This window comes from Naumannella cuiyingiana, from assembly GCF_013408305.1.
Taxonomy (GTDB): domain Bacteria; phylum Actinomycetota; class Actinomycetes; order Propionibacteriales; family Propionibacteriaceae; genus Naumannella; species Naumannella cuiyingiana.
In genome coordinates this window covers 2040978-2065342 of sequence record NZ_JACBZS010000001.1, presented here as the reverse complement: position 1 = coordinate 2065342, position 24365 = coordinate 2040978, and the positions used below count along the sequence as shown (strand labels likewise).

General features: G+C 70.7%; 18 protein-coding genes, 2 tRNA genes, 1 other RNA gene and 1 riboswitch. Of the genes, 8 read left to right on the top strand and 13 right to left on the bottom strand.

What is annotated here, in order from left to right; all coding sequences use genetic code 11:
* Positions 1 to 676 precede the first annotated feature (676 nt).
* Together ileS and GGQ54_RS09530 are read right to left on the bottom strand one after the other, a co-directional pair.
* Complete coding sequence (gene ileS, locus GGQ54_RS09535) at positions 677 to 3829, bottom strand: isoleucine--tRNA ligase (RefSeq protein WP_179445169.1); 3153 nt, start codon at positions 3827 to 3829, stop codon at positions 677 to 679.
* Between the two features lie 248 nt (positions 3830 to 4077).
* The gene (locus GGQ54_RS09530) at positions 4078 to 5484 is read right to left on the bottom strand and encodes an MFS transporter (RefSeq protein ID WP_179445168.1); all 1407 of its coding nucleotides are present in this window, start codon (positions 5482 to 5484) and stop codon (positions 4078 to 4080) included.
* Positions 5485 to 5627: 143 nt separating this feature from the next.
* Here GGQ54_RS09530 and GGQ54_RS09525 point away from each other — a divergent pair, with 143 nt between their 5' ends.
* Entirely contained in the window at positions 5628 to 6527 is a 900-nt protein-coding gene (locus tag GGQ54_RS09525) for a helix-turn-helix transcriptional regulator (protein ID WP_179445167.1), read from the top strand.
* Here GGQ54_RS09525 and GGQ54_RS09520 read toward each other — a convergent pair.
* The 7 genes from GGQ54_RS09520 to GGQ54_RS09490 form a co-directional block, all read right to left on the bottom strand.
* Entirely contained in the window at positions 6467 to 7447 is a 981-nt protein-coding gene (locus tag GGQ54_RS09520; RefSeq protein WP_179445166.1) for a bile acid:sodium symporter family protein, read from the bottom strand. The genes GGQ54_RS09525 and GGQ54_RS09520 overlap by 61 nt on opposite strands.
* Positions 7448 to 7511: 64 nt before the next feature.
* On the bottom strand, positions 7512 to 8111 hold the full coding sequence (recR, locus tag GGQ54_RS09515) for a recombination mediator RecR (RefSeq protein ID WP_179445165.1): 600 nt from the start codon (positions 8109 to 8111) through the stop codon (positions 7512 to 7514).
* A gap of 85 nt (positions 8112 to 8196) precedes the next feature.
* Positions 8197 to 8574: a YbaB/EbfC family nucleoid-associated protein gene (locus GGQ54_RS09510; protein WP_179445164.1), complete on the bottom strand. Its 378-nt coding sequence runs from the start codon at positions 8572 to 8574 to the stop codon at positions 8197 to 8199.
* 107 nt (positions 8575 to 8681) lie between these two features.
* Entirely contained in the window at positions 8682 to 10715 is a 2034-nt protein-coding gene (locus GGQ54_RS09505; RefSeq protein WP_425487417.1) for a DNA polymerase III subunit gamma and tau, read from the bottom strand.
* A gap of 319 nt (positions 10716 to 11034) precedes the next feature.
* Complete coding sequence (locus tag GGQ54_RS09500; RefSeq protein ID WP_179445162.1) at positions 11035 to 12528, bottom strand: metallophosphoesterase family protein; 1494 nt, start codon at positions 12526 to 12528, stop codon at positions 11035 to 11037.
* Between the two features lie 123 nt (positions 12529 to 12651).
* Positions 12652 to 12747: signal recognition particle sRNA small type (gene ffs, locus GGQ54_RS09495), an RNA gene on the bottom strand.
* 8 nt (positions 12748 to 12755) lie between these two features.
* Positions 12756 to 14006, bottom strand: coding sequence for a DUF418 domain-containing protein (locus GGQ54_RS09490; RefSeq protein ID WP_179445161.1), 1251 nt, complete (start codon positions 14004 to 14006; stop codon positions 12756 to 12758).
* A 141-nt stretch (positions 14007 to 14147) separates the two neighbouring features.
* On the opposite strand from GGQ54_RS09490, the gene GGQ54_RS09485 reads away from it, so the two are divergent.
* Positions 14148 to 14235: transfer RNA gene (locus GGQ54_RS09485), tRNA-Ser, on the top strand.
* A 54-nt stretch (positions 14236 to 14289) separates the two neighbouring features.
* Here GGQ54_RS09485 and metE read toward each other — a convergent pair.
* Positions 14290 to 16575, bottom strand: a complete 2286-nt coding sequence (gene metE, locus GGQ54_RS09480) for a 5-methyltetrahydropteroyltriglutamate--homocysteine S-methyltransferase (protein ID WP_179445160.1) — start codon at positions 16573 to 16575, stop codon at positions 14290 to 14292.
* Between the two features lie 152 nt (positions 16576 to 16727).
* Positions 16728 to 16868: riboswitch (cobalamin riboswitch) on the bottom strand.
* 344 nt (positions 16869 to 17212) lie between these two features.
* Here metE and GGQ54_RS09475 point away from each other — a divergent pair.
* Positions 17213 to 17365 (top strand): hypothetical protein, encoded by a 153-nt coding sequence (locus tag GGQ54_RS09475; RefSeq protein ID WP_179445159.1) that lies wholly within the window; start codon positions 17213 to 17215, stop codon positions 17363 to 17365.
* Between the two features lie 220 nt (positions 17366 to 17585).
* Here the strand turns inward: GGQ54_RS09475 and GGQ54_RS09470 are convergent, their stop codons facing one another.
* Together GGQ54_RS09470 and GGQ54_RS09465 are read right to left on the bottom strand one after the other, a co-directional pair.
* Positions 17586 to 18461 (bottom strand): siderophore-interacting protein, encoded by an 876-nt coding sequence (locus tag GGQ54_RS09470; protein WP_179445158.1) that lies wholly within the window; start codon positions 18459 to 18461, stop codon positions 17586 to 17588.
* 71 nt (positions 18462 to 18532) lie between these two features.
* The gene (locus tag GGQ54_RS09465) at positions 18533 to 20140 is read right to left on the bottom strand and encodes a helicase HerA-like domain-containing protein (protein ID WP_218843810.1); all 1608 of its coding nucleotides are present in this window, start codon (positions 20138 to 20140) and stop codon (positions 18533 to 18535) included.
* 139 nt (positions 20141 to 20279) lie between these two features.
* Here GGQ54_RS09465 and GGQ54_RS09460 point away from each other — a divergent pair, with 139 nt between their 5' ends.
* Both GGQ54_RS09460 and GGQ54_RS09455 read left to right on the top strand, forming a co-directional pair.
* Entirely contained in the window at positions 20280 to 20573 is a 294-nt protein-coding gene (locus GGQ54_RS09460; protein ID WP_133755753.1) for a type II toxin-antitoxin system VapB family antitoxin, read from the top strand.
* Between the two features lie 2 nt (positions 20574 to 20575).
* The gene (locus GGQ54_RS09455) at positions 20576 to 21130 is read left to right on the top strand and encodes a LytR C-terminal domain-containing protein (protein WP_179445156.1); all 555 of its coding nucleotides are present in this window, start codon (positions 20576 to 20578) and stop codon (positions 21128 to 21130) included.
* Between the two features lie 9 nt (positions 21131 to 21139).
* Here GGQ54_RS09455 and GGQ54_RS09450 read toward each other — a convergent pair whose 3' ends face one another.
* Positions 21140 to 22669, bottom strand: coding sequence for a potassium/proton antiporter (locus tag GGQ54_RS09450; protein WP_179446532.1), 1530 nt, complete (start codon positions 22667 to 22669; stop codon positions 21140 to 21142).
* Positions 22670 to 22797: 128 nt separating this feature from the next.
* On the opposite strand from GGQ54_RS09450, the gene GGQ54_RS09445 reads away from it, so the two are divergent.
* The 3 genes from GGQ54_RS09445 (at position 22798) to GGQ54_RS17025 (ending at position 24356) form a co-directional block, all read left to right on the top strand.
* Positions 22798 to 22885, top strand: a tRNA-Ser gene (locus GGQ54_RS09445).
* Between the two features lie 324 nt (positions 22886 to 23209).
* Positions 23210 to 23755, top strand: a complete 546-nt coding sequence (locus tag GGQ54_RS09440; protein WP_179445155.1) for a CHAP domain-containing protein — start codon at positions 23210 to 23212, stop codon at positions 23753 to 23755.
* 61 nt (positions 23756 to 23816) lie between these two features.
* On the top strand, positions 23817 to 24356 hold the full coding sequence (locus GGQ54_RS17025; protein WP_179445154.1) for a hypothetical protein: 540 nt from the start codon (positions 23817 to 23819) through the stop codon (positions 24354 to 24356).
* The last annotated feature ends 9 nt before the right edge of the window (positions 24357 to 24365 follow it).

Below are 24365 nucleotides of genomic sequence, written 5' to 3'. Positions count from 1 at the left end.
TCGCTCACCCCCCACAGCTACTGGCGCACCACCCAACACCTACTCGCTCACCCAACAGCTATAGGTGTTGGGTCACCGCGCAGGTGTTGGGTGAGCGGCGAGGGAGGCACCGCCGCAGAGCCGGCGTGGGGCGTGCACGGCTCCCGGAGACCCTGGCCCGAAGGACCCGGTACGCCGTCGATGCGGCGCCGAGTCGAGGCGCCGCCGCACCTGCGTGACTCTCGGCGACGCCGGTGTCGTACTTCGCCGCGTCACCACGCGATCCGTCGGCGTGGCGGGGACTGCGAGAGTCAGGACGGTGCGCCACCCGGGGCCGACAGCGCCTGCCACGCCAACCCCGCCCAACGGTCGCACCCGCTGCTCGCCGTGGCGCCTCACCCCGTGACCCGTGCCTGGCCCTGCCCGCCCGCGCCCACCCAACACCTACTCGCCAGCCACCCAACACCTACCCACCAGCCACCCAACACCTACCAACCAGCCACCCAACACCTACTCGCTCACCCAACAGCTATAGGTGTTGGGGCACCGAGCAGGTGTTGGGTGAGCGGTGGCCCAGCTATAGGTGTTGGGGCACCGAGCAGGTGTTGGGTGAGCGAGCAGGTGCTGGGTGAGCGGCAAGGGAGGCACGGCAGCAGAGGCCCGGGCCGGGCGCGGTTCCCCGGAGAGCCGGGCCCGATCAGGCCTTGGCGATGCCGACCGCGAGCCCGAGGTCGGCGTCGCGGACCGCGGCGGCGCCCGGATCGGCCTCGGTCATCTCGACCGCCAGCACCTCGTCGGCGATCAAGGCGGCGTGCTCGCGTACCGCCTCGGCCAGCTCGGCGTCCTGCGTCGACCAGGTCAGCGCGATCCGGTCGGAGACATCCAGGCCGGCGTTCTTGCGCGACTCCTGGACGAACCGGACCACATCGCGCGCCCGGCCCGCCCGGATCAGCTCCGGGGTCAGCGCTAGGTCGAGCGCGATCGTCTCGCCCTGCTCGTTGACCACCGACCAGCCCTCGCGCGGCCGCTCGGCGATGATCACCTCGTCCGGCCCGACCTCGACGCTCTCCCCACCGAAGTCGATCACCGCCTTGCCGCCGGCCGCCAGCGCATCGGCCAGCGCCGCCGCGTCGGCGGCCGCGATCGCCGCGGCGACCTGCGGGGTCTGCTTGCCGAACCGCTTGCCCAGCGCCCGGAAATTGCCCTTGGCCTCGTGATCGACAAGATCGCCGGCGCCCGAGAACGGCTCGACGGTGCCGAGATTGAGTTCCGCGGCAATCTCGGCGCGCAGCTCGTCGGTCAGGGTGGCGTACGCCCGGCTGGGCACCAGCGCGCGGCGCAGCGGCTGCCTGATCTTGACCTGCGCATCCGCGCGCGCGGCCCGGCCCAGCTCGACCAGCCGCCGGGTGAGATCCATCGCCGAGTCGAGATCGTCGTCGACCAGCCCGGCATCGAGCAGCGGCCAGTCGGCCAGATGCACCGACTCCGGGCCGTCCGGATCCGAGGCCCGGAAGAGGTCCTGCCACACCCGCTCGGTGATGAACGGCACCAGCGGCGCCATCAACCGGGTCAGCACGTGCAGCGTGTCGTGCAGCGTCTGCAGCGCGGCGGGATTGCCCTCCCAGAACCGACGCCGGGAGCGCCGCACGTACCAGTTCGACAGCTCGTCGACGAACTGCGTCAGCAACTGCCCGATCCGCTGGGTGTCGAAGCTCTCGTACGCCGCGGTCACCTCGCGCACCAACACGTTGGTCGCCGAACGCAGCCAGCGGTCGAGCACGTGATCACTGTCGCCGGAACCCACCTCCGCCGGAGACCAGCCCGCAGCTCGGGCGTACAGGGCCTGGAAGGCGACGGTGTTCCAGTAGGTCAGCAACACCTTGCGGACGGTCTCGGTGATCGTCTTGTCGCCCACCCGCCGCGCCAACCACGGCGACCCGGCGGCCGCCATGAACCAGCGCACCGCGTCTGCACCGTGCCGGTCCATCAGCGGGATCGGCTCCAGGATGTTGCCGAGATGCTTCGACATCTTCCGCCCGTCCTCGGCCAGGATGTGGCCCAGGCACACCACGTTGCGGTAGCTGTTGCGGTCGAAGACCAGCGTGCCGACCGCCATCAGCGTGTAGAACCAGCCGCGGGTCTGGTCGATCGCCTCGGAGATGAAGTCGGCCGGGTAGTGGCCGTCGAACTCCTGCTCCGAACCCTCCGCATGCGGGAATCCCCACTGGGCAAAGGGCATCGAGCCGGAGTCGAACCAGGCATCGATCACTTCCGGTACGCGGCGATAGGTGCCCTCCTCGCCCGGCCGGGTGAAGGTGATGTCGTCCACGAACGGCCGGTGCGGATCCAGCTCGTCAAGATCACGACCGGCCAGCTCGCCCAACTCGGCCAGCGACCCGACGGCGATGATCTTCGTCGGATCGGCGTCATTGCGCCAGATCGGCAGCGGCGTACCCCAGTAACGCCGCCGCGACAGGGCCCAGTCGACATTGCCGCGCAGCCAGTCGCCGTAGCGGCCCCACTTGACGTTCTCCGGGTGCCAGTTGGTCGCCTCGTTCTCCCGGAGCAACTCATCCTTGATCTTGGTCGTCCGGATGTACCACGACGGCAGCGCGTAGTACATCAGCGCGCTGTGGCAGCGCCAGCAGTGCGGGTAGGAGTGCTCGTACTCCAGATGCCGGAACAGCAACCCACGCGAGCCGAGGTCGTCCATCAACGGCTGGTTGGCCTGCCGGAAGTAGGTCCCGCCGACCAGCGGGATACCGTCCAGGAAGCGGCCGCGCTCGTCGATCGGGTTGATCAACTCGACGCCGTTGCGGCGTACCGACTCCATGTCGTCGGCGCCGAAGACGGTGGCCTGGTGCACCAGTCCGGTGCCGTCGTCGGTGGTGACGTAGTCCTCGGTGACGACGAAGTGACCCTTGCCGGTCCACTCGACGATGTCGAACGGGCGCTGGTAGTCCCAACCGACCATCTCCGCCCCCGTGAACGTCGGTCCGGCACTCCACCCCTCCCCCAACGCCTGCCCCAGCAGGGATTCCGCGACCACGACCGGCTTCTCACCGTCCTTGCTCGCGACGGTGTAGGTGACGTCGTCCTTGACCGCGACCAGCGCATTCGACGGCAGCGTCCACGGGGTGGTGGTCCAGATCAGCAGGTCGGCCTCCCCGGCATACGGGCCGGAGGTCAGCGGCAGCCGGACATAGACCGACGGGTCGATGATCGTCTCGTAGCCCTGCGCCAGCTCATGATCACTGAGCCCGGTACCGCAGCGCGGACAGTAGGGCGTCACCCGGAAGTCCTCGGTGAGCAGCCCGGCCTCGAAGATCTGCTTCAGCGCCCACCACACCGACTGCACATAGGACGGGTCCATCGTCCAGTACGCGTCGTCCATGTTGACCCAGTAGCCCATCCGCTCGGTGAGCTCGGCGAAGGCGTCGACGTGGCGCTGGACCGATGCCCGGCAGCGCTCGTTGAACGCCTCGACCCCGAAGGCCTCGATGTCGGGCTTGCCGTTCAGGCCGAGCTCGCGCTCCACGGCCAGCTCGACGGGCAGCCCGTGGCAGTCCCAGCCGGCCTTGCGATCGACCCGGAATCCCTGCATGGTCCGGAATCGCGGGAACACGTCCTTGAAGACCCGCGCCTCGATGTGGTGCGTACCCGGCATCCCGTTCGCCGTCGGCGGCCCCTCGTAGAACGTCCAGTGCTCGCCGTCGCGGGTACGCTCCAGCGACTTCGCGAACGTGTCCTGGGAATCCCACAGCTCCAAGATCTCGTGCTCCATCGCCGGGAGGTCGATCTGGGCGGGCACGGCGGCATAGCTACGGGAGGGCTGCGCGGCGGCGGTCATCGGGTGGTCCTCGGTCGTCAACCTGGTGAAGGGACGACGCCGGGACGTGTGTCCGGGCCGCGGTACCACCCTTCTTGACGGCGTACGCCGCCCTCTTGCTTCGTGCCGCGGCCGGGTCTAGTTGGCTCGCCCCCGGATCGGGGCGGCGGTTCTTCCGGCAGCTCCGGGGTGATGGCCCCATCCGCGCCGTGCGACGCAGGCGAGTCTAGACGATCACGCAAGCCCGGGCGCGCCGGCAGGCGCCGGGCTCAGGCCGGCGCGACCCGACGCAGGGAGCGAACGATCCCGAGCACCACCAGCGCGCTCACCACGTTGACGGCCAGACAGCCGGCCATCGCCTGCGCCGGGGTGAGACCGGCGGTCTGCAATCCGGTCAGGAGGGCACCGTAGACCGCCACCCCGAGGCCCAGGGCAGCCTGCTGCGCGGTCGCGAAGAGCCCGCCGGTCAGGCCCGCCACCGCCAGCGGTACGCCATCCATCACCGTCGCCACCAGCGGGCCGTACTGCCAGGCCTGCGCCAGGCCGAGCAGCACCAGGAGCGGCTGCAGCAGCCACGGGCTCGGCTCGGCCGCGGAGCCACCGATCAGAACGATCAGGGCCAGCAGCGCGACGATCTGGGCGATGGTGCCGACGATCATCACGTTCGGGTTGCTGCCGAGCCAGATCCGGACCCGCCCGACGACCAGCGAGCCCACCACGAAGGCCAGCGCGAACGGCACCAGCGAGAGGCCGGACCGCATCGGGCTGGCATGCCACTGCCCCTGGCTGATCAGCGCGTACTCGTACATGAACGCCGAGAACGCCCCGAAGAACAGCAATGCGATGACCAGTCCGCGGGCGACGGCGGGTTCGGCGAGCACGCTCGGCGGCACCAGCGGTACGCCGCCTCGTCGCTCGAGCCGGCGTTCCAGGCGCCAGAACATCGCTCCGAGGGGAAGCACGGCGATCAGCGCAATGATCATCCAGATCGGCCAGCCGGCGGTCGGGCCGAGGCTCACCGGGACCAGGAAGCAGGCGATCAGCAGACCCAGGGCGATCGTGCCGGGGTGATCATTGGCGGCCGCCTGCGGCGAGCGCGAGCTCGGCAGCGTGATCGCGCCGAACAGCGCGATCGCCCCGAGCAGCCCGAGGACCCAGAGCAGTGGGCGCCAGCTCGTGCCGAACAGGTTCGCCTGCAGCAAGGCCCCGCCGAGCACCTGGCCGGCGGCGGTACCGAGGCCGCCGGCGCCGGCATAGGCCGACACCAGCCGCACCCGCGCGACGCCGTTGGTCGACACCTGGATGATGCTGAGCAGTTGCGGCAGGTACAGGGCGACCGTCGCGCCGAGCAGGATGCGCAGCCCGATCAACGTCCACGGCCCGGGGGCGAGGCCCGCCAGGATCGCCACCAGCAGTGTCGCGGCGTACCCGATGATCACCAGCCGGCGCCGCCCGTAGCGGTCGCCGAGTCGCCCCGCCGGGATCACGAAGACCGCGAGCGCCGTGGCGTACCCGCCCATGATCAGTTTCAGTTGACCGGGATCGGCGCCCAGCTCCGCGGCCAGTTGGGGGAGGGCGACGTTCATCGAGCTGAACACATAGGTCGAGGAGAAGATGCCGATCAGGATCGCCGCGATCCCCCACGGGCGCAGCCCGTCGCCGCTACTGATCCTCACCCGCCGATTGTCCACCCGCTCCGTCACACCCTGTTCGGTCATGTATTCGAGCATCCTCCCGGCGGTATCCAGTTACCAGACGGCGTTCATCCTGGTATTGAGACCACCAGACTCGACCCCGCGCCGGAAGGCAGGATGGGCCCATGCCCACGCTGACGCGCCATCACGAGCTCGGATCGTTCCTGCGCAGCCGCCGCGAACGGCTGCAGCCGACCGATGTGAAGCTACCGGCGGGTGGGCGGCGGCGCACGCCGGGGCTGCGCCGGGAGGAGGTCGCGCAGCTCGCCGGGGTGGGCGTGACCTGGTACACGTGGCTGGAGCAGGGGCGCGACATCAATCCCTCGGCTCAGGTGCTCGGCGCGATCGCGCAGTCGCTGCTGCTGAATCCGGACGAGACCCGGCATCTGTTCACCCTGGCCGGGATTCCGGCCCCGCCGGCCTCGCAGTTGTCCGAGACCATCACCGCCGAGCATCTCGCGCTGCTGGACCAGTTGCTGCCGTTTCCCGCGTGCTTCCAGACCGCGCGCTTCGACGTGCTCGCCTACAACCGCAGCTACCGGTTCCTGATCGGCGACTTCGCCGCGTCGGGCGAGTCGAACTGCCTCGTGCACTGTTTCCTGGATCCCGAATGGGCGGCCGCCTACGGTGCAGAGATTCACCAGGTACGCCGCCGCGTCGCGAGCCGACTGCGCTCCAGCCAGGCCAAGCACCTGGAGGACCCGCTCTGGCAGGAACTGATCGGCCGGCTCGGCCGGGAGTCCGCCGAGTTCCGCGAGCTGTGGTCGTTGCGCGATGTGATGCGCAACGGACCGCACACCAAGACCATCGATCACCCGCGGGCGGGCGTGCTGCGGCTGAAGTTCGGTGGGATGTGGCTCGACGGCGCGCCCGGCGTCCGGTTCACCCCGATGACGCCGGCCGACGGGCCGAGCGCGACGGCGCTGGCCCGCTTCGACGAGTGGTACGCCGAGGAGCCGCGGGTCTACGTGCCCGCCGCGGACTTCGCCGGCTCCGGATCCCCGGTCGGCCGCCGCGACCAGTAGGCGGCGAGCGCCGAGCCGGACAGGTTGTGCCAGACGGAGAAGATCGCGCCGGGCAGGGCCGCGATCGGGTTGAAGTGCTGCGCGGCCAGGGTGACGGCGAGGCCGGAGTTCTGCAGGCCCACCTCGATCGCGACGGTACGCCGGGCCGCCACATCCAGGCCGGTGATCTTGGCCGCGCCGTAGCCCAGCAGGTAGCCGAGCAGGTTGTGCACGATCACCGCGATCAGCACCACGCCGGCCACGGTGAGGATCCGCGACGCCGAGCCGGCGACGATGATCAGCACCGCGGTCGCGATGCCGAGCACCGAGATCAGCGGCAGGATCGGGGCGATCGCGTCGACCACCCCCGGTAGCAGCCGGCGCAGCACCAGGCCGAGCAGCACCGGCACGAGCACGACCTGGACGATCGAGATCAGCAGCGCGGGCGCATTGACCGGGAGATAGCTGCCGCCGAGCAGCAGCACCAGCAGCGGGGTCAGGATCGGGGCGAGCAGCGTGGAGAACGTGGTCATCGCGACCGACAGCGCGACATCGCCCTTGGCGAGGTAGGTGATCACGTTGGACGCCGTTCCGCCCGGGCAGCAGCCGACCAGGATGACGCCGATCGCCAGCATCGGATCGAGCCGCAGCACCACCGTGATCAACCAGGCGACGCCGGGCATGATCACATACTGGGCGACCACCCCGACGGCGAGCGCCCAGGGGCGCTTGGCGACGATGGCGAAATCGGAGCCGCGCAAGGTCATGCCCATGCCGAGCATGATCAGCGCGAGCAGCCACGGGATGGCCGGCGACCAGCCGGAGAAGGTGGCCGGCGAGGCCAGGCCGATGCCGGCGGCGATCAGCACGATCACCGGGGTCAGCGTGGCCGACCAGCGGCCGATCGTCTTCAGGGTCGAGGTCTCACCACGTCGTGCCATCAGTCCTCCCAGGGCGTCCCGGGTGACTCTAGTGGGAATTTCCCGACCGGCGGGCGGCTACCGATCAGACCTCGACGTAGCGGCGGCCCTCGAAGGCCCGCCCGAGGGTGACCTCGTCGGCGTACTCCAGATCGCCGCCCACGGGAAGCCCGCTGGCCAGTCGGGCGACCTGCACGCCCATCGGCAGCAGCAGCCGGCTGAGATAGCTGGCGGTGGCCTCGCCCTCGAGATTCGGGTCGGTGGCGAGGATGACCTCGGTGACGGTGCCGTCGGCGAGGCGCTGGCAGAGCTCGCGGACGTGCAGGTCGCCGGGGCCGATGCCGTCGATCGGCGAGATCGCGCCGCCGAGCACGTGGTAGGTGCCGCGGAACTCCCGGGTCCGCTCGATCGCGACGACGTCCTTGGACTCCTCGACCACGCAGATCACCGTGCGGTCGCGCTTCGGATCACGGCAGACCCGGCAACGCTCGCCCTCGGCGACGTTGAAGCAGACCTCGCAGTAGCGGACGCTGCTGCGCACCTTGTTCAGGGTGTCGGCCAGCCGGGCGATGTCGTCGGGGTCGGCGGCGAGGATATGGAAGGCGATCCGCTGGGCGCTCTTCGGCCCGACGCCGGGCAGCCGCCCGAGCTCGTCGATCAGGTCCTGAACGGGTCCCTCGTACAACGCAGTGCCTCCCTTCGCCGCCGGCTCAGCCTAGCCGCGGCGACCAACACTGCCGGTACGCCGCGCGCGACCCGGACTGGCGGGCTCAGCCGGGCAGGCCGGGCAGGCCGCCACCGAACGGCCCGCCGCCGGCTGGTCCGCCGCCGGCGGGGCCCCCGCCGAGACCGCCGGCCACCGGGCCGAGCTTCTCCTCGGCAAGCTGCTGGGTCTTGGCCTGCGCGTCGCGATAGGCGGCGATGATCAGGTCGCCGAGCGACTCGGTGTCCTCGGGATCGGCGGCCTCGGGCTTGATGTCGATCGCGGTCATCTCTCCGGTGCCGGTCAGGGTGACGGTGACGAGATCGCCACCCGCGGACCCGGTGACCTCGGCGCTCGCCAGCTCCTCCTGCGCCTGCGCGAGCTGTTGTTGCATCGCCTGGGCCTGGGCCAGCAGGCCCTGCATGTCTGCGCCTTCTCCGAACATCTCAGTCCTCTCGGATCGGGAACCTTGTCGGCGTCCCCGGGTGTGCGTACCGGGCCAGCGTAGCCAGCGCCCGGCGCGTTCTCGCGGGAACGCATCGGGTACGCCGGTCAGCGCTCGACGGGCTCCTCCGCGATCAGCTCGGCGCCGAGGTGCTTGGACAACAGCTCGCTGTGCGAGGCGCCCGCGTCCTCGACCGGATCGGATTCGCCCGGCTCGGGCTCCTCCTCGGGCTGGTCGGCCGACGCTACGCCGCCCGCGCGGGTGGGGCGGATCCGCTCCCGGGCCGCGGCGGAGCGATCGCTGGTCGGCGGGGCGGCTCGCCAGGGGTCGTCGTCGGGCGGCGGGGGCTCGCCCTGGGGCGGCGGGCCCTGCCAACCGCCGCCGGGCGGGGCGCTGGACTCGCGGGCGGAGGGTTGCCGCGGGGGCGGGGCCTGGTCGGCCGACGGCGCCGGCCGCTCGGGCGGGGCCGGCCGCGATGCGGGGCGCGACGCGCCGCCCTTGGCCGGGGCCGCGGACGAGTCGACCATGGTGGTGATCCGCAGGTCGACGCCGAGCGCGGCGACCAGCGCCTCCCGGAGCACGTCCTCGCCGCGGCCGCGCCCGAAGCTCTCCCGGGCGCCGGCATTCGGCATCGCCAGGGTCAGGGTGCCGTCCAGCACCTCCGCCACCTGCGCGTTCTGGCTGACCAGGATCCAGGTGAACCGATGCAGGCGCTTGACCTCTTCGAGCACGTCCGGCCACAACCGGCGTACCTCCGCCGTGTTCAGCGCGCCCGGCTGTGCCGGTGGTGTCTCTTCGGCCGGGGGCGGCTCGGGGGTCTTCGCCGCGGGCGGTGCCGGGGTCTCGGCCGGGGGCTCCGCCGCGCGCGGCGCCGGGGCCTCGGCCGGGGGCGGTGACGCCTCGTTGACCCGGCCGGCGTCCTCGGTCGGCGGGGTCTCGACGGAGCCGGGCTCGGGCGCGCCGGCCGGACGGGCATTCTCGGCACCCGACGGCGCCGCGGTCTGCGGCTCGCTCCTGCGTCCCGCGTCCATCCCGATCCGGCGCTCCAGGCGGTCCAGGCGGGCATGCAGGCCGCGGTCGTCGACATCGGCCCCGGGGAGCAGGATCCGCGAGCACATCAGCTCCAGGTGCAGGCGCGGCGCGGTCGTCCCACGCATGTCGGTCAGTCCGCGGGCGATCACCTCGGCACCGCGGGTCAGCTCTCCCGGCCCGAGGGCGGCGGCCTGGGACCGCAGCCGCTCGGCCTGGTCGCCGGCGACATCGATCAGCCCGCTGGCCACCGCGTCGGGCACCTGCGCCACCACCAGCAGGTCGCGCAGCCGGCGGAGCAGGTCCTCGGCGAACCGGCGCGGGTCCTGGCCGACCTCGATGATCTTGTCCACCCCGGCGAAGACCGCCCCGCCGTCGCCGGCGGCGAAGGCGTCGACGATCTCGTCCAGGAGCGAATCCGGCGTGTACCCGAGCAGCGCGGTCGCCTGGGCGTACGAGACTCCGGAATCCTCCGCGCCGCCCAGAAGTTGATCAAGAACCGAGAGCGAGTCGCGCACGGATCCGGCGCCCGCGCGCACCACCAGCGGCAACACGGTGCTGTCGACGGCGATTCCCTCGGCCTCGCACAGCCTCGCCAGATAGGCGCTCAGCGTCTTGGGCGGCACCAGCCGGAACGGATAGTGATGGGTACGCGAACGGATCGTCCCGATCACCTTGTCCGGCTCGGTCGTGGCGAAGATGAACTTGACGTGCGGCGGCGGCTCCTCGACCAGCTTCAGCAAGGCATTGAAACCCGCCGTGGTGACCATGTGGGCCTCGTCGACGATGTAGATCTTGTAGCGGCTCTGCACCGGCGCGAAGAACGCCCGCTCGCGCAGGTCGCGGGCGTCGTCGACGCCGCCGTGGCTCGCCGCGTCGATCTCGATCACATCGATCGAGCCCGGCCCGCCGCGGGCCAGGTCCCGGCACGATCGACACACCCCGCACGGCTCCGGCGCGGGGCCCTTCTCGCAGTTCAGGGCGCGGGCGAGAATCCGGGCCGAGGTGGTCTTGCCGCAGCCGCGCGGCCCGGAGAACAGGTAGGCGTGGTTGACCCGGTTGTTGGCCAGCGCGCGCTGCAGCGGTGCGGTGACATGGTCCTGACCGATCACCTCGGCGAAGGTGTCCGGGCGATACCGCCGGTAGAGCGCGAGCGGCGCATCCGGCGGCGGTTCGCTCGCCTGCTGACCGGCGGCCGCCGGAGCGGGTGCCGCGGGCGCATCGCCCCAGAGCGCCTCCTCCTGCTCGAAGGGCGCCTGCTCGAAGGGCGCCTGTTCGAAGGACGCGGGCGGATCCTCGCCGAAACGGCCCTCGTCGAACTCGTCCTCGCTCACCCGGCAACCCTAGTCGGCGCCACCGACACCGACCACCGATCCGCCCGACCGGCCGGACCGGACGGGGGTACGCCGAGACGCACCCCCACCCGGCGCCTCAGCGCACCCGCAGCCGCGCCGTGCCGGTCGTGGCGGCACTGGCCTTGTCGCCGCCGTAGGCGACCTCGATCCCCAGCTCACCGCTGGCATCGTCGGGCACGGTGATCTCGAGATCCGCGCGGCCCTTGGCCAGGTCGATCCGAGTCTGCGGAACGCCGTCCACGAACACCACGACCCAGCCGGTCGCGTTGTTGCCGGCTCCGGTGATCAGGGAGCGCACGGTCACCTTGTCCCCCGGGCGGGCCTCGGGCCGGGCCAGCCGCACCTGGACGCCGACCTTGCCCGAACCGATCTCCTCGGGCAGCAGGAATGCCGGCATCGGCTGGTCGTTGGCGGTCAGGTCGATGCCGAACTCGCTCGCGAAGCGCACCTCGGACGTCCAGGAGGTGTCCCCGTCGTCCTCGGTGATGTCGAAGACGCGGCCGCCGCGCAGGCGGTTCCGGTCGGAGCCGGACAGGCCGTAGGTGCCGAAGCCGGTGCCCGGCGAGTAGCCGAGGCGTACCCCGTAGTAGTTGCCGAGGTAGCTGTTGACGTGATCATGGCCGACGAAGACGCCGTCCACGTCGCCGCGCTCCAGGATGGCGCTGAACAGGCCGGAGTTGAACGGGCCCGGGCACTCGTCCTCGTTGCGCTCGCCGACGATGCCGTGCCGCGACTTGCCGCGCGCGGCGGCGCCGGATCCGCGGGTGTCCACGCCGCCCCACCACATGAAGCGGTGCTCCCAGAGCGCGATGTGCTGGAAGAGCAGGCCGCGGAGCTTGCGGCCGAGCTCTTGCTCCACCCGCGTGGACTCGTCGCGGTACCAGGCCACCTGATCCATCCGGACCCAGTCCCAGGTCGGGTAGCCGGTGAAGTCCTGCCCGGCGATCCGACCCGGCGCGTAGCGGCCGGAATCGATCAACCAGATGCCGTACGCCGGTGCACCACCCTGACCGGATTCGATGATCAGATGCGTGTTCGAGGTACCGGTGAGGCCGTCGATGTTCGGGCCGTTCAGGTTGTAGTCATAGCTGCGGTAGAAGTCGAGCATCTCCGCCTCGTCGACACCGGATGCGCTGAAGGAGTCCTCGTCGTGGTTACCGAAGGTGACGGCCCAGGGAATCCGCCGGGACTCCATCGGCAGCACGACATTGTTCAAGGCCTGCTTGACCTGGTAGAGCGAGCGCGGGCCGCCGGTGATCACATCACCGTTGATCACCACGAAGTCGGGATGCTCATCGTCGATGATGCGCTCCATCGTCTGCACGGTGCGCTTGTCGGTCAGATGATCATCCTGGGTGTCGTTGAACTGGATGATCTTGAACTTGCCACCGGAGAACTGGAGCTTCTTGCCGGCACGAGTGGTCGAGGGACCGAGATCGACCGGTGCGGCCTCGGCCGGCGTGGCGCCGGCGATGGCGGCCGCGCCGAGGGCGCCGAGACCACCGGCGACGAGCAGGCCGCGGCGGCCGACGGTGAGCGGGGAACCGGGCGGGAGAATGTCATCGGACATGGGGGGCCTCCTTGGCAGGTGGGACGACGGCTGAAGCCATCGAACCTTTGACAGGGAAACTCCCGGCGACGACGGGGTTACATCCGCGCGGCCCCGGTCAGGCCGCGGCGGGAGGTCGGAAAAATAAGGGGCCCCCCGCGCACCCGACAGAGCTCACTGACCCTTGCTGCCTTCCGGCCCTGGGGGATTGGGCGAGGTGACGCCACACGGGGGACCTTCGGAGCAGTCTAGGCGCTCGGTGCGCCGGCTTCCACTCGGCGCCGCGGCCGATAGACGAGCCGCCGGAGCCCGACTTCGGCCGGGCCGCGCAGCCCGGCTCGCTCCGTCAGGTACGCCAGCCCCAGCGTGACCAGCCAGCCGGCGATGGCGACGAACGCCATCGACCAACTGGAGAGGCGCGCGCCGAGGCCGAGACCCCAGGCCGAGAGCAGCGGTGCGAACATGATCGACTGGGCGAGGTAGCCGCTGAGTGAGCGTCGGCCGAGCGCCACCATTGCCACGACGGGAGCGCCTGCGGGCCGGCGGCGCCGGGCGATCGCGTGGGCGGCCAGCCCGAACGCCGCGGCGTACCCGATTCCGGCGAAGACGCCCGTGTAGAACTGCGGCACGAAGTATGCCCAGCCATGCGCCACGCTCGGACCGCCGAGGTGCTCGGCCGCCGTCGCGGCGCCGCCGAGCCAGCCGACGCCGACCCCGATCACGGCGACCCGGCGCAGCAGCGGCAGGTGCCGCCCGGGCTCGTCCAGGATCCGGTGCCGGGAGGCGAGGATCCCGCACAGGAACGCGGTCGGGATCGACAACAACAAGAAGGCCATCATCGGGAGGGTGAACACATAGCCCGTGATCCGAGCGAGCGCCGAGCTGAGATAGTCCGGGTCGCTGATCCCGATCCGCGCCTCGGCCATCGGATTGCCCGGGGGCCCGGCCCCGGCCGGGGCGAATGCCCCACTGAGCAGCGACAGCACACTCATGATCGCGCCGAAGACGAACAAGATGATCAACCAGACCTTGATCGTGGCGTCCTTGCGCCCGAAGAACAGCGGCACCAGGACCAGGCCGACGAGGCCGTAGACGCCGATGATGTCGCCCGCCCAGAGCAGGAAGGCGTGCGCCGCGCCGATGACGATCATCCAGAGGTGGCGGACGCGCAGCAGGCGGCGGGCCTGCTTCGGCGGCGTGCCGGAGGCGGTCTGCCGGGCGTAGAGCTGGCCGATGCCGTAGGCGAACAGGAACGCGAACATCGGGTACGCCCGGCCGTCGGTCGTCGTGATGATCACCGCCTGGACGATCGAGTCCGCGACACTGCCCGGTGTCGGATGCATCTGGACAGCGCCCGGCCGCGTCGCGTACAGGAACCAGGGCGTGTTCGCCAGCGCGATCAGCAGCAGCATGGCCCCGCGCGCCAGGTCCGGCGCGAGCGCGCGCTCGGCGACGGGCGTCGAACGGGCGGGCCCCGCGGCGGTGGGCGGTCGGGACATCGGCTCTCTCCTGGGGCGGCGATCGGCTGGCTCTCTGCGATCCTGCCGTGCCGCGGGCTCATCGGCATCCGGGAAGGCCCGGGCTCGGCCGCCCCGCCTCGGGTTCGCGTCGGCCGGGCCGCCTCGGCTATCCTGCCCGGCGGAGGATTCGCCTAGTGGCCTATGGCGCTCGCTTGGAAAGCGGGTTGGGTTAACGCCCTCAGGGGTTCGAATCCCCTATCCTCCGCCAGACGCGGCCGATCCGCTCCCGCGGGGCCGCGGCCAACGCCTCGCGATGCCCCGGTCACCGCGCCCGGACCTCCCGGGCCGCCGCGACCAGATTCGTCAGCGCGCGGCGTACCTCCGCCTCGCCACGGGTCTTCAGCCCGCAATCCGGGTTCACCCACAACCGCTCGGCGGGCAGGACGTCCAACGCGCGGTGCAGCAGCGTGGTCATCTCGGTCGTCTCCGGTACGCGGGGCGAGTGGATGTCGTAGACGCCCGGCCCGACCGCCCGCCCGAAGCCCGAACCGGCCAGATCCCCGAGCACCTCCATGCCCGAGCGCGCCGCCTCGACGGAGGTCACGTCGGCATCGAGGCCGTCGATCGCCTCGATCACCTCGCCGAACTCCGAGTAACACAGATGGGTGTGGATCTGGGTCGCGTCGGCCACCCCGGAGGTCGCCAGCCGGAACGCCCCGACCGCCCAGTCGAGGTAGGCCGGCTGCTCGGACCGGCGCAGCGGCAACAGCTCGCGCAGTGCCGGCTCGTCGACCTGGATGATCACCGTGCCGGCGGCCTCCAGGTCCGCGCACTCCTCGCGGATCGCCACCGCGACCTGGTCGGCGACCTCGGCGAGGAGTTGATCATCGCGGACGAACGACCAGGCAAGGATCGTCACCGGGCCCGTCAGCATGCCCTTGACGGGCCGGTCGGTGAGCGACTGGGCGTACCCGATCCACTCCACCGTCATCGGTGCCGGCCGCGACACGTCGCCCCACAGGATCGGCGGTCGCACGCAACGGCTGCCGTAGGACTGCACCCAGCCGTTCGCCGTGATGGCGAAGCCGTCGAGCAGCTCGCCGAAGTACTGCACCATGTCGTTGCGCTCCGGTTCGCCGTGCACCAGCACGTCGAGCCCGAGCCCGGACTGCAGCTCGATCACCTCGGCGATGTGCCCGCGCATCACCCGGGCATAGGCGTCGTGATCGAGCCGCCCGGCGCGGTACTCGGCCCGCGCGCGCCGGATCTGCGGCGTCTGCGGGAAGGACCCGATCGTCGTGGTGGGCAGCGCGGGAAGGTCGAGCCGTTCGGCCTGGACGCGCGCGCGTTCGGCGGCATCGCTGCGTCCGGTGCGGCCCGCGCGGGCGGCGGCGACGCGCTCGCGCACCTCCGGGCGCCGGACCCGCGGATCGGCCGACCGGCGCTCCGCAGCGCGCCGGGCTTCGGCCAACCGGGGCGCGACCGCGTGCGGGCCGTCGGCCAGCGCCCGCGCGAGGGTTCCGACCTCGTCGATCTTCTCGGCGCCGAAGGCGAGCCACTCCCGCACGGCGGGGTCGAGCGCGTCCTCACCGTCGAGGCCGTAGGGCACGTGCAGCAGCGAACAGGAGGTGGAGACGGCGAGCGAGCCGGATCGTGCCGCCAGCTCGTGCAGCGTGGCGATGGCGGCATCCAGGTCCGTGCGCCAGACATTGCGGCCGTCGATCACGCCCGCCGCCACGGTCAACCCGGACAGATCGACACCATCGGGTACGCCGCCCGCGACCAGGTCCAGCCCGACCCCGTCGATGCCGCTCGCGGCAAGCGGCCCGAGCGCGGGACCGGGGTCGCCGAAATAGCTCTGGACCATGATCGCGGGACGGTCGGCAACGGCCGCGAGCCGGCGGTACGCGGCCGTGATCTCGTCGATCCTTCCCGCGCTCAGATCGGTCGCGAGGACCGGTTCGTCGAACTGCACCCAGGACGCGCCGGCGGCGGCCAGCTTGGGCAACAGCTCGGCATGGAGGTCGACCAGCTCTGCCAGGCGCGTCCACGGGTCGGCCGATCCCGGGGCGGGCTTGGCCAGCGACAGGAAGGTCGCCGGACCGATGATCACGGGACGCAGCGACACGCCGGACCGGTCCCCGGCGACGGTGCGCGCGAGTGCCAGATCGTCCAGCACCGCCTCGGGATGCAGCGCGAAATCGGTGTCGTCGGCGATCTCGGGCACCAGGTAGTGGTAGTTGGTGTCGAACCACTTGGTCATCTCCAGCGGCGCCAGCCGGTCAGTGCCCCGGGCGGCGGCGAAGTAGCGATCGCGATCATCATCGATCGCGGCGTACCGTCGCGGCAACGCCCCCAGCAGCGCCGCGGTGTCGAGCATCTGGTCGTAGTAGGAGAACGTGTTCGTGGGCAGCGCATCCACTCCGCCGTCCAGCAACCCGCGCCAGGCGGCGCGGCGCAGATCGCGGGAAACTCCGGCGAGCAGGTCGGCGTCGGCCTTGCCCGCCCAGTAGGCCTCCAGCGCCCGCTTCAGTTCGCGGCGCGGCCCGATCCGGGGCAGCCCGGCGACGGTCGCGCGAAAGGCGCCAATCTTGTGGTTGTCGGTCATCGATGTCTCCGGTCGTCGCTGTCATGCCGCCTCGTCGCGGGCGCACGCCAGCGGCGGCCGGCGCACGTCTCGGCAACGGCCGTTCTGGTCGGCGCACGCCCGGTCCACGAGGCGGTCGGCCGCCGGGTCGCTCGGGACCCGGCACGGCTGGCAGGTCTTCGGACTCACGGGCGTCCCTGCCATGGGCAGGATTCCTACTGGCCGTCGCTTCCCGGGCTCGCACCCAGTGCCGATGACGGCGGTCGTTCCCATTCACCGCTGCGGGACAGTCCCGGATTCCCACCGGGTTCCCTCTCGCGCCCGGACGGCTCGCACCGCCCGCGCACTGTCCCCGGCCGGCGCGCCGCCCGGAGAAACCAGTCGCACCTCGATGACAACACACCGATCGTCCGGGGTGCGGCATGATCACTCCGCGGACACCGAATAATCGATTGCCGCACCGGCTCCGACTGCGTAGCGTGATCGTCAGTCACCAACGGAAGGGAGGAAGACGATGATCAACAATACGACCGCCGGCGTCGCCGCCGTCTTCGCCTGTTCCGGGTCCTTGCGCTGACCTTCCCGTCGCGCCGCCCGGAACGATCACCCGGGCCCACGGGCCCAGCCGCCCGAAACGTCAACGCAGCAAGGACCTCTCATGCGACATCTCGATCCCCTGTCCCCCTATGCGGCGCTGAGCATCAGCGCCCAGCACGCCCTGGCCAAGAGCCAGTCCCAGCTCAGCCGCGAGGCGGCCCGTAGCTACGAGCGCCGCTCGGCACTGCGTCAGCGCCGCCGCCGCACCCGCTGAGCCGGTACGCCCGCGCGGCACGTCGGACACGACGCGTCGCGCGGGCGTACCCAGGTGATCATTCCGTCGTCGGCACCGTCCGCGGCTCCATGATCAGCCTGGCAAGCGCCTCACCCTGATCGATGCGAACACCGTCGCGCTGGACCTCAGCCCGAATCAGATCGATCCCGCGCCGATGATCAAGGTCATCATCGACGGTCCGCTGCGCGACTCCTGATCATCAACCGACCGCGACGACGCCGTCCTTCCAGTAGCCCATGAAGGACAACTGCTTGCGCGGCAGACCAAGTTCGTTGACGAGGCTGCGGCGCAGGCCCGTCACCCAGCCGGCCTCGCCGGCCAGCCAGGCGTACCGGTCCTCGTCGGCCGACGCCTCTTCCCAGATCAGCAGCCCGTCGCGCTCGCGGTCGGTCTCCTCGACACCCTCGCCCGGCACGCCGGAGGTACGCTGCCGCGCCCACTCGAGCACATGCGGGGTGGCGTCGTCGCCGACCCGCTCGCCGGTTCGGGCGACCCAGCGCACCTCGACGCCGTCCGGCGCCTCGACCGGCTGCGCGTCGTCGGCATGGGGCACCTCGATCACGGCCAGGCCGGTCGCCTCGGCCGGCAGCACCGACAAGATATTGCAGATCGCCGGCGCGGCGGTCTCGTCGCCGACGAGCAGCAGCTCACGCGCCCGCCCGGGCTGCCAGGCGACGCCCGAAGCGTCGTGGCCGGGCACCCGGGCGTCCGGCCCAACCAGTAACACCTGCTGACCCGGCGCGGCGGTCAGCGCGAAGCGCGACGCCGGCCCCGCGTCGCCGTGACAGGCGAAGTCGATGTCCACCTCGCCCGCCTCCGGGCGGACATCGCGCAGCGTGTAGGTGCGCATCGGTGGCCGACGCTCGTCCGGGAGCTCGCGCCACGCGGCGTACCAGTCGTCGGCGCCGGCCAGCGTCTCCGGATCGGTGCTGAAGATCAACTTCACTCGCTGGTCGAGCAGGGTGGCGCCGCAGAAAGCGAGCTCGGGGCCCGCCAGGGTCACCCGGACGAAGCTCGGGCTGATCCGCTGCGCGCGCAGCACCTCGGTGCGGAAGATCCGGTACGGCTTCGACATGGGCCTGCTTTCTCGCTGCGGGTGGGGCCGCAAGCGAGGTTAGGTGAGCCTAAGCAAAATGTCGAGTCGGGTCAGCGCCTCCGCGCATTACCGAAGATGCTGCGGAAGATCTCCCGCGCGGCGGTACGCCCGATCTGGCGGACCATCGTGTTCTTCGACAGCTGCTCCAACAGCCCCGGCTCCGCCTTCGTGTGGCGCTCGCGCGGCGGCTCCGGCGGCGCGTCCGGGCCGGGCGCCGGTGCCGGAGCAGCGGGCGGGGCCGCGGCCTGCGCGCCCGCGGTCAGCCGCGCGGCCAGCTTCTCCCGGGCGGACTCGCGATCGACGGCCTGGCCGTACTTCGCGAACTGCGGCGAACCCTGCACCGCGGCGCTCACGTCCTGCGCCGGCGCCGGCGCCATCAGCGACCGCGGCGCCAGCATCCGGGTCCACGCCACCGGGGTCGGCGCGCCGTCGGGGTCCATCACGGTGACCACGGCCTCGCCGATGCCGAGCGTCTGCAGCACCTCACCGAGGTCGTAGGAACTGGTCGGGAAGGTCGCGACCGTCTGCTTCAGCGCCTTCGCGTCGTTCGGCGTGTGCGCGCGCAACTGGTGCTGGACGCGCGAGCCGAGCTGGGCCAGCACGTCCTCGGGCACGTCCTTCGGCGTCTGGGTGACGAAGAACACGCCGACCCCCTTGGAGCGGATCAGGCGTACCGTCTGGCCGATCGCCTCCAGGAACGCCTTCGACGCATCCTTGAACAACAGGTGCGCCTCGTCGAAGAAGAACACCAGCTTCGGCTTGTCGGCGTCCCCGACCTCCGGCAGCGTCGCGAACAGGTCGGCCAGCAGCCACATCAGGAAGGTCGAGAACAGCGCGGGCCGGTTCTGCACATTCGGCAGCTCCAGCAGCGAGATCACGCCCAAGCCGTCGGGCCCGACCCGCAGCAGGTCCTCGGTGTCGAACTCCGGCTCGCCGAAGAACTCGTCGCCGCCCTGATCGGCGAGATTGGTCAGGCTGCGCAAGATCACGCCGACCGTGGCCTTGGACAGGCCACCGATGGAGCCGAGCTCGTCCTTGCCCTCGTCGCTGGTCAGGAAGGTCAGCACGGCCTGCAGGTCGGACAGGTCGAGCAGCGCGAGGCCGGCCCGGTCGGCATAGGAGAAGACCAGCCCCAGCGAGGACTCCTGGACCTCGTTCAGATCGAGCACCTTCGACAACAGCACGGGCCCGAAGCTGGAGACGGTGGCGCGCAACGGCGTGCCCGTGCCGTCCGTGCCGAGCGCATAGAACTCGACCGGGAAACCCGTCGGCTGCCAGTCCTGGCCGATCTTCGCGGCGCGCGCGGTCAGCTTGTCCGAGGGCTGACCCGGCGCCGAGATGCCCGACAGGTCGCCCTTGATGTCGGCCGCGAATACCGGTACGCCGGCCTCGGACAACTGCTCGGCGAGCACCTGAAGGGTCTTCGTCTTGCCGGTACCCGTGGCTCCGGCGACCAGCCCGTGCCGGTTCATCATGGCCAGCGGGATGCGTACCCGGGCGGCCGGGACCGGCTCGTCGGCCTCGACGAGCACGCCGAGGTCGATCGCGGGTTCGTCGAAGGTATAGCCCTCGGTGATCTGGGTGATGCGTTCGGCATCACCGGAGCGCTCCGGCGCCTTCTCGGTGGCCTCGGGTTGCTGGGCGGCAGGCTCGGTCATGGCCATAGGTTGGCACACTCCCCCGGCGGCCCAGCAGGCAATCTCCCCAGCAATCTCTTGGCAAAGCATCAGGCAATGGACGCCAAATCGTGACCTGGACCGCGCGGGACCGCTGGAGGCGTTGGCTACAGTGTCGGGCGTGATCTTCAAGCGCGTGGGCGACGGCAGGCCGTATCCGGACCACGGCTATGTCCAGAAGCAGTGGGCAGCGATCCCGCCGCATCAGGTACGCCTTGATCAGTTGGTCACCACCAAGCGCAATCTTGATCTCGAGGCACTGCTCGAGGAGGACTCGACGTTCTACGGCGACCTGTTCGCCCATGTCGTGTTCTGGCAGGGAGACCTCTACCTCGAAGACGGGCTGCACCGGGCGCTGCGGGCGGCCCTGCAGCAGCGCCAGACCATGCATGCGCGCGTCCTGGAGCTCAAGTAGCGGTGGACGAACCGACCTCGGACACCGCAATACGCGTACTGCGGGGCCTGAAGACCCCGCTGACGCTGCTCGCGCTGCTGGCGCTGCTGTTCGTCGGGTTCCGCGTCGGCTATGACTGGCTGACCGCGCCGCCGCCGCCGCCGGAGGTCGAGCCGTGCGAACCGCAGCCGGTGACCGACGGTCAGTTGAAGGCCGAGCAGGTCACGGTGCGGGTGTTCAACGCGGGCGGGCGTCGCGGCCTGGCCGCCGAGGTGACCAAGGCACTGCAGGACAAGGGCTTCGTCGTGGCCAGCACCTCGAACTACGAGGGCGACGACGCCGGCCGGCCGGCCGGGACGATGATCGTCGGCGCCGCGCCCGAGAATCCCGAGGTGCGGCTGGTGGCCGGATTCTTCCGCGATGCCGAGATCGTCGGCGACGGCCGGGCGGATCGCTCGGTCGAGATCCGGGTCGGCGAGAAGTACCCGGGATTCGTCGACGACGCCGCCAATCGGATCGACTACGCCGAGCCGCAGATCTGCCTGCCCCAGCTCATCCAGCCCGGCACCGCCAACTGAGGCGCACCGTCACGGCGTACCGTCTCCGCGGAGGGTACGCCGGGCGGCCCGCCGCCATCCGGCCAGCCGGCCGTGCCGGCTGACCAGCCGGAGCCGATTCTCCACCGCGCCCCGCAGGGCGGCCGGGCTGACGATCAGCAGCGTGTCTCCGGCCCGGATCACCTCGGCGGCGCCGGGAGCGAACATCGCGTCGCCGCGGATCACCAGCGAGATGGCCACATTGCGCGGCAGCCGCAGCTCGCCGACCTCCACTCCCGCGAGGCGCGAGTCGGGCGCGACCCGGAGTTGCAGCAGGTCGGCGGAGATCTCGTCCAGGCTGGAGACCTCGAGGTCCACCTCGTCGGGCTCGGTGTCGGCGAGGCCGAGCCGCCGGGCGAGCCAGGGCAGGGTCGGCGCCTGCAACAGGGTGAAGATGATCACGAAGACGAAGACCACGTCGAACAGCAACAGCGCATTGGGCACGCCCTCGACCAGCGGCACGGTGGCCAGGATGATCGGGACCGCGCCGCGCAGGCCGGCCCAGGACAAGAAGATGTCCTCGCGCCAACCGAGCCGGAACCAGATCGTGCAGACGAGGACGGACAGCGGGCGGGCCAGGAAGGTCAGCGCGGCGCCGGCGACCAGCGCGATCATGATCACGTGCGGGGTGATCCGAGCCGGACTGGCCAACAGCCCGAGCATCACGAACAGGCCGATCTGGGCGATCCAGCCGACCCCTTCCACGAACGAGCGAGTGGCCGTCCGGAAGGGCAGCCGCGCATTGCCGATCAGCACCGCCGCGGCGTACACGGCCGCGAAGCCGGAGGTGTGCAGCACCGAGGCGACGCCGAAGGCGAGGCAGGGCAGAGCGAGGGTGGCGATCGACTGCAGCCCCGAGGAAGGCAGGTTCACCCAGCGCAGCAGGCGTATCCCCAGCCAGCCGACCAGGCCCCCGCAGGCGACGCCGACGACCAGCTCGAAGACGCCGAGCGCGATGGTGCCGAGCACGCCGCCCGAGCTCTCGAGGGTGGCGCTGCCCGCGGCGATCAACGAGACCATGCTGACCACGAGCACGGTCGGCGCGTCGTTCAAGCCCGACTCGGCCTCGAGCACGGATCGCAGGCGTTGGGGCAGCGGGAGCCGACGCAGCACCGAGAAGACCGCCGCCGAGTCGGTCGGCGAACAGACGGCCCCGAGCAGCACCGCGATCCACCAGTCCAGGCCGAGGGCGAAGTGGGTGATCACGGCAACCACGGCGATGGAGACGACGATGCCCACGGTGGCGAGCAGCGCACCAATCCCGATGGCGCCACGGATCTCGGTCCACCGGGTGGTCAGACCGCCCTCGGCCAGGATCAGCACCAACGCGGTGAAGCCGATCACATTGGCGAGCTCGAAGTTGTCGAATCGGACACCGAGTCCGGAGTCGCCGATCGCGGCGCCGATCGCCAGGAAGATCAACAGCGACGGGAGGCCGAACCGCGAGCCGAACCGGGTGGCGAGGATGGCCACCACGACGACCAAGGACCCGGCGAGCACCGCAATCGACAGCTCGACCATCGCGCTCACCTCCCCACCTGGGCCACAGTCTCTCGCATCACCCCTGGGGCCCGCGGCCGATCCGCGCCGCTGCGCGCGGTGTGGTCGCGATTGGAAATCGCGGGTGAACTGCCGGTATCCTGACCGGCGGTGACGTGTCTGAGCGGCCGAAAGAGCTCGCCTCGAAAGCGAGTGTAGGGAGACCTACCGTGGGTTCAAATCCCACCGTCACCGCCAGCCGGGCCCCGCGATCGCGGGGCCCGTTTGCATGTCGGCCGCGCGAGCGCGCCGGGCGCCATGATCAACTGCGGCGGAGATGATCGCTCCATCTCACGATGTGGAACGTTTCGTAATCAGATCGAGATACGCGCTGATGCCGCCGGGACGCCGCCTGCCCATGATCATCATCGGCGATCTCGGCGATGCGACCGGTCGGGCCATTGCACCCGGGCCGCGAACTCCGATTACGTGGTGGGTGGATCGACCGGCAACCGCCGCCGATCCGAAACGGAACAGACAAAGAGCCATATCAGAGTCCGAATTCAAGGAGTGAACCACCCCATGTTCCGGAAACTGACCATCGCGGCGATACCGCTGACCGCGGTCGGGCTGATGGCAGGCGCGCCGGGCGCTGCACCGGCGGATGCCGCACCCACCGATCCCGAGCGGCAAAAGATCGTCGAGACCGCAGAAAGTCAGGTCGGCACCGTCGCCGGCCCCGGTGCGGACAAGTACTTCTACGGCGAGTGGGACTACCTCAACACCAGCGATGACGCGTGGTGCGCGGGCTTCACCTCCTGGGTCACCCAGGACCAGCTCGGTCTCCAGCCGCACAACGAGGTCGGGGTCGAGGCCTATGTCGACCTGGCCGAGGCCAACAACGGCCTGTCCCTGACCACCGAACCGAAGACCGGGGATTTCATCGTCTACGACTGGGACAAGAACGGCGTCTGGGACCACATCGGAATCGTGAAGTCCATCGGCGACGGCACGGTGACGACCATCGAGGGCAACACCTCCGGGCCCAAGGCCGACTCGCAGGTCGCGGAAAAGCAGCGCGACACGTCGGGCACCGACTTCACGCTCCAATACATCACCATCAATTGAGCACGACCCCCTTTCGACAATTTCAACAATCCGGAAACACAGAAACACAAGGAGAACTGAAATGACCACGCGTACCCACACCCCCGCCGTCCGCGGTCTTGCCGGCCTGGCCGTCGCCGCCGGCGCCACCTTCGGCCTGCTCGGTCCGCTCGCGGGCACCGCCGTCGCGGCCCCGAACGAGGGCACCCACGTGTCGGCGACCGACACCGCGTCCTGCGAGGTCCCGGCGAACGCCGATCCCGAGGTCCTGACGATCATCGAGCGCGAGCTCGACGAGCGCGATGCGTCGGCCAAGGTGCGCCTGTCGGCCTACGAGGCCGCCTGGGTCGAGTCCCACGCCAACAACCTCAACTGTGGCGACAGCGACTCGCTCGGCGTCTTCCAGCAGCGCCCGTCCGCCGGCTGGGGTACGCCCGAGCAGGTGACGAATGTCGAGTACGCCACCAATGCCTACCTCGACCAGGCGATCCCGAACGACGCGAACAACCCGGGCTACACCGCGGGCCAGCTTGCCCAGTCGGTCCAGCGCTCGGCGTACCCGGATCGCTATGACGAGGCCGAGGCCAAGGCCAAGGAGCTGCAGGCCCAAGCCCAGGGCTGACCGGCACCG

Coding starts and splice junctions, on each gene's coding strand:
- ileS (WP_179445169.1), bottom strand. CDS start 3,829: ATGACCGCCGCCGCGCAGCCCTCCCGTAGCTATGCCGCCGTGCCCGCC.
- GGQ54_RS09525 (WP_179445167.1), top strand. CDS start 5,628: ATGCCCACGCTGACGCGCCATCACGAGCTCGGATCGTTCCTGCGCAGC.
- GGQ54_RS09520 (WP_179445166.1), bottom strand. CDS start 7,447: ATGGCACGACGTGGTGAGACCTCGACCCTGAAGACGATCGGCCGCTGG.
- GGQ54_RS09510 (WP_179445164.1), bottom strand. CDS start 8,574: ATGTTCGGAGAAGGCGCAGACATGCAGGGCCTGCTGGCCCAGGCCCAG.
- GGQ54_RS09500 (WP_179445162.1), bottom strand. CDS start 12,528: ATGTCCGATGACATTCTCCCGCCCGGTTCCCCGCTCACCGTCGGCCGC.
- GGQ54_RS09490 (WP_179445161.1), bottom strand. CDS start 14,006: ATGTCCCGACCGCCCACCGCCGCGGGGCCCGCCCGTTCGACGCCCGTC.
- metE (WP_179445160.1), bottom strand. CDS start 16,575: ATGACCGACAACCACAAGATTGGCGCCTTTCGCGCGACCGTCGCCGGG.
- GGQ54_RS09475 (WP_179445159.1), top strand. CDS start 17,213: ATGCGACATCTCGATCCCCTGTCCCCCTATGCGGCGCTGAGCATCAGC.
- GGQ54_RS09470 (WP_179445158.1), bottom strand. CDS start 18,461: ATGTCGAAGCCGTACCGGATCTTCCGCACCGAGGTGCTGCGCGCGCAG.
- GGQ54_RS09465 (WP_218843810.1), bottom strand. CDS start 20,140: ATGACCGAGCCTGCCGCCCAGCAACCCGAGGCCACCGAGAAGGCGCCG.
- GGQ54_RS09450 (WP_179446532.1), bottom strand. CDS start 22,669: ATGGTCGAGCTGTCGATTGCGGTGCTCGCCGGGTCCTTGGTCGTCGTG.
- GGQ54_RS09440 (WP_179445155.1), top strand. CDS start 23,210: ATGTTCCGGAAACTGACCATCGCGGCGATACCGCTGACCGCGGTCGGG.
- GGQ54_RS17025 (WP_179445154.1), top strand. CDS start 23,817: ATGACCACGCGTACCCACACCCCCGCCGTCCGCGGTCTTGCCGGCCTG.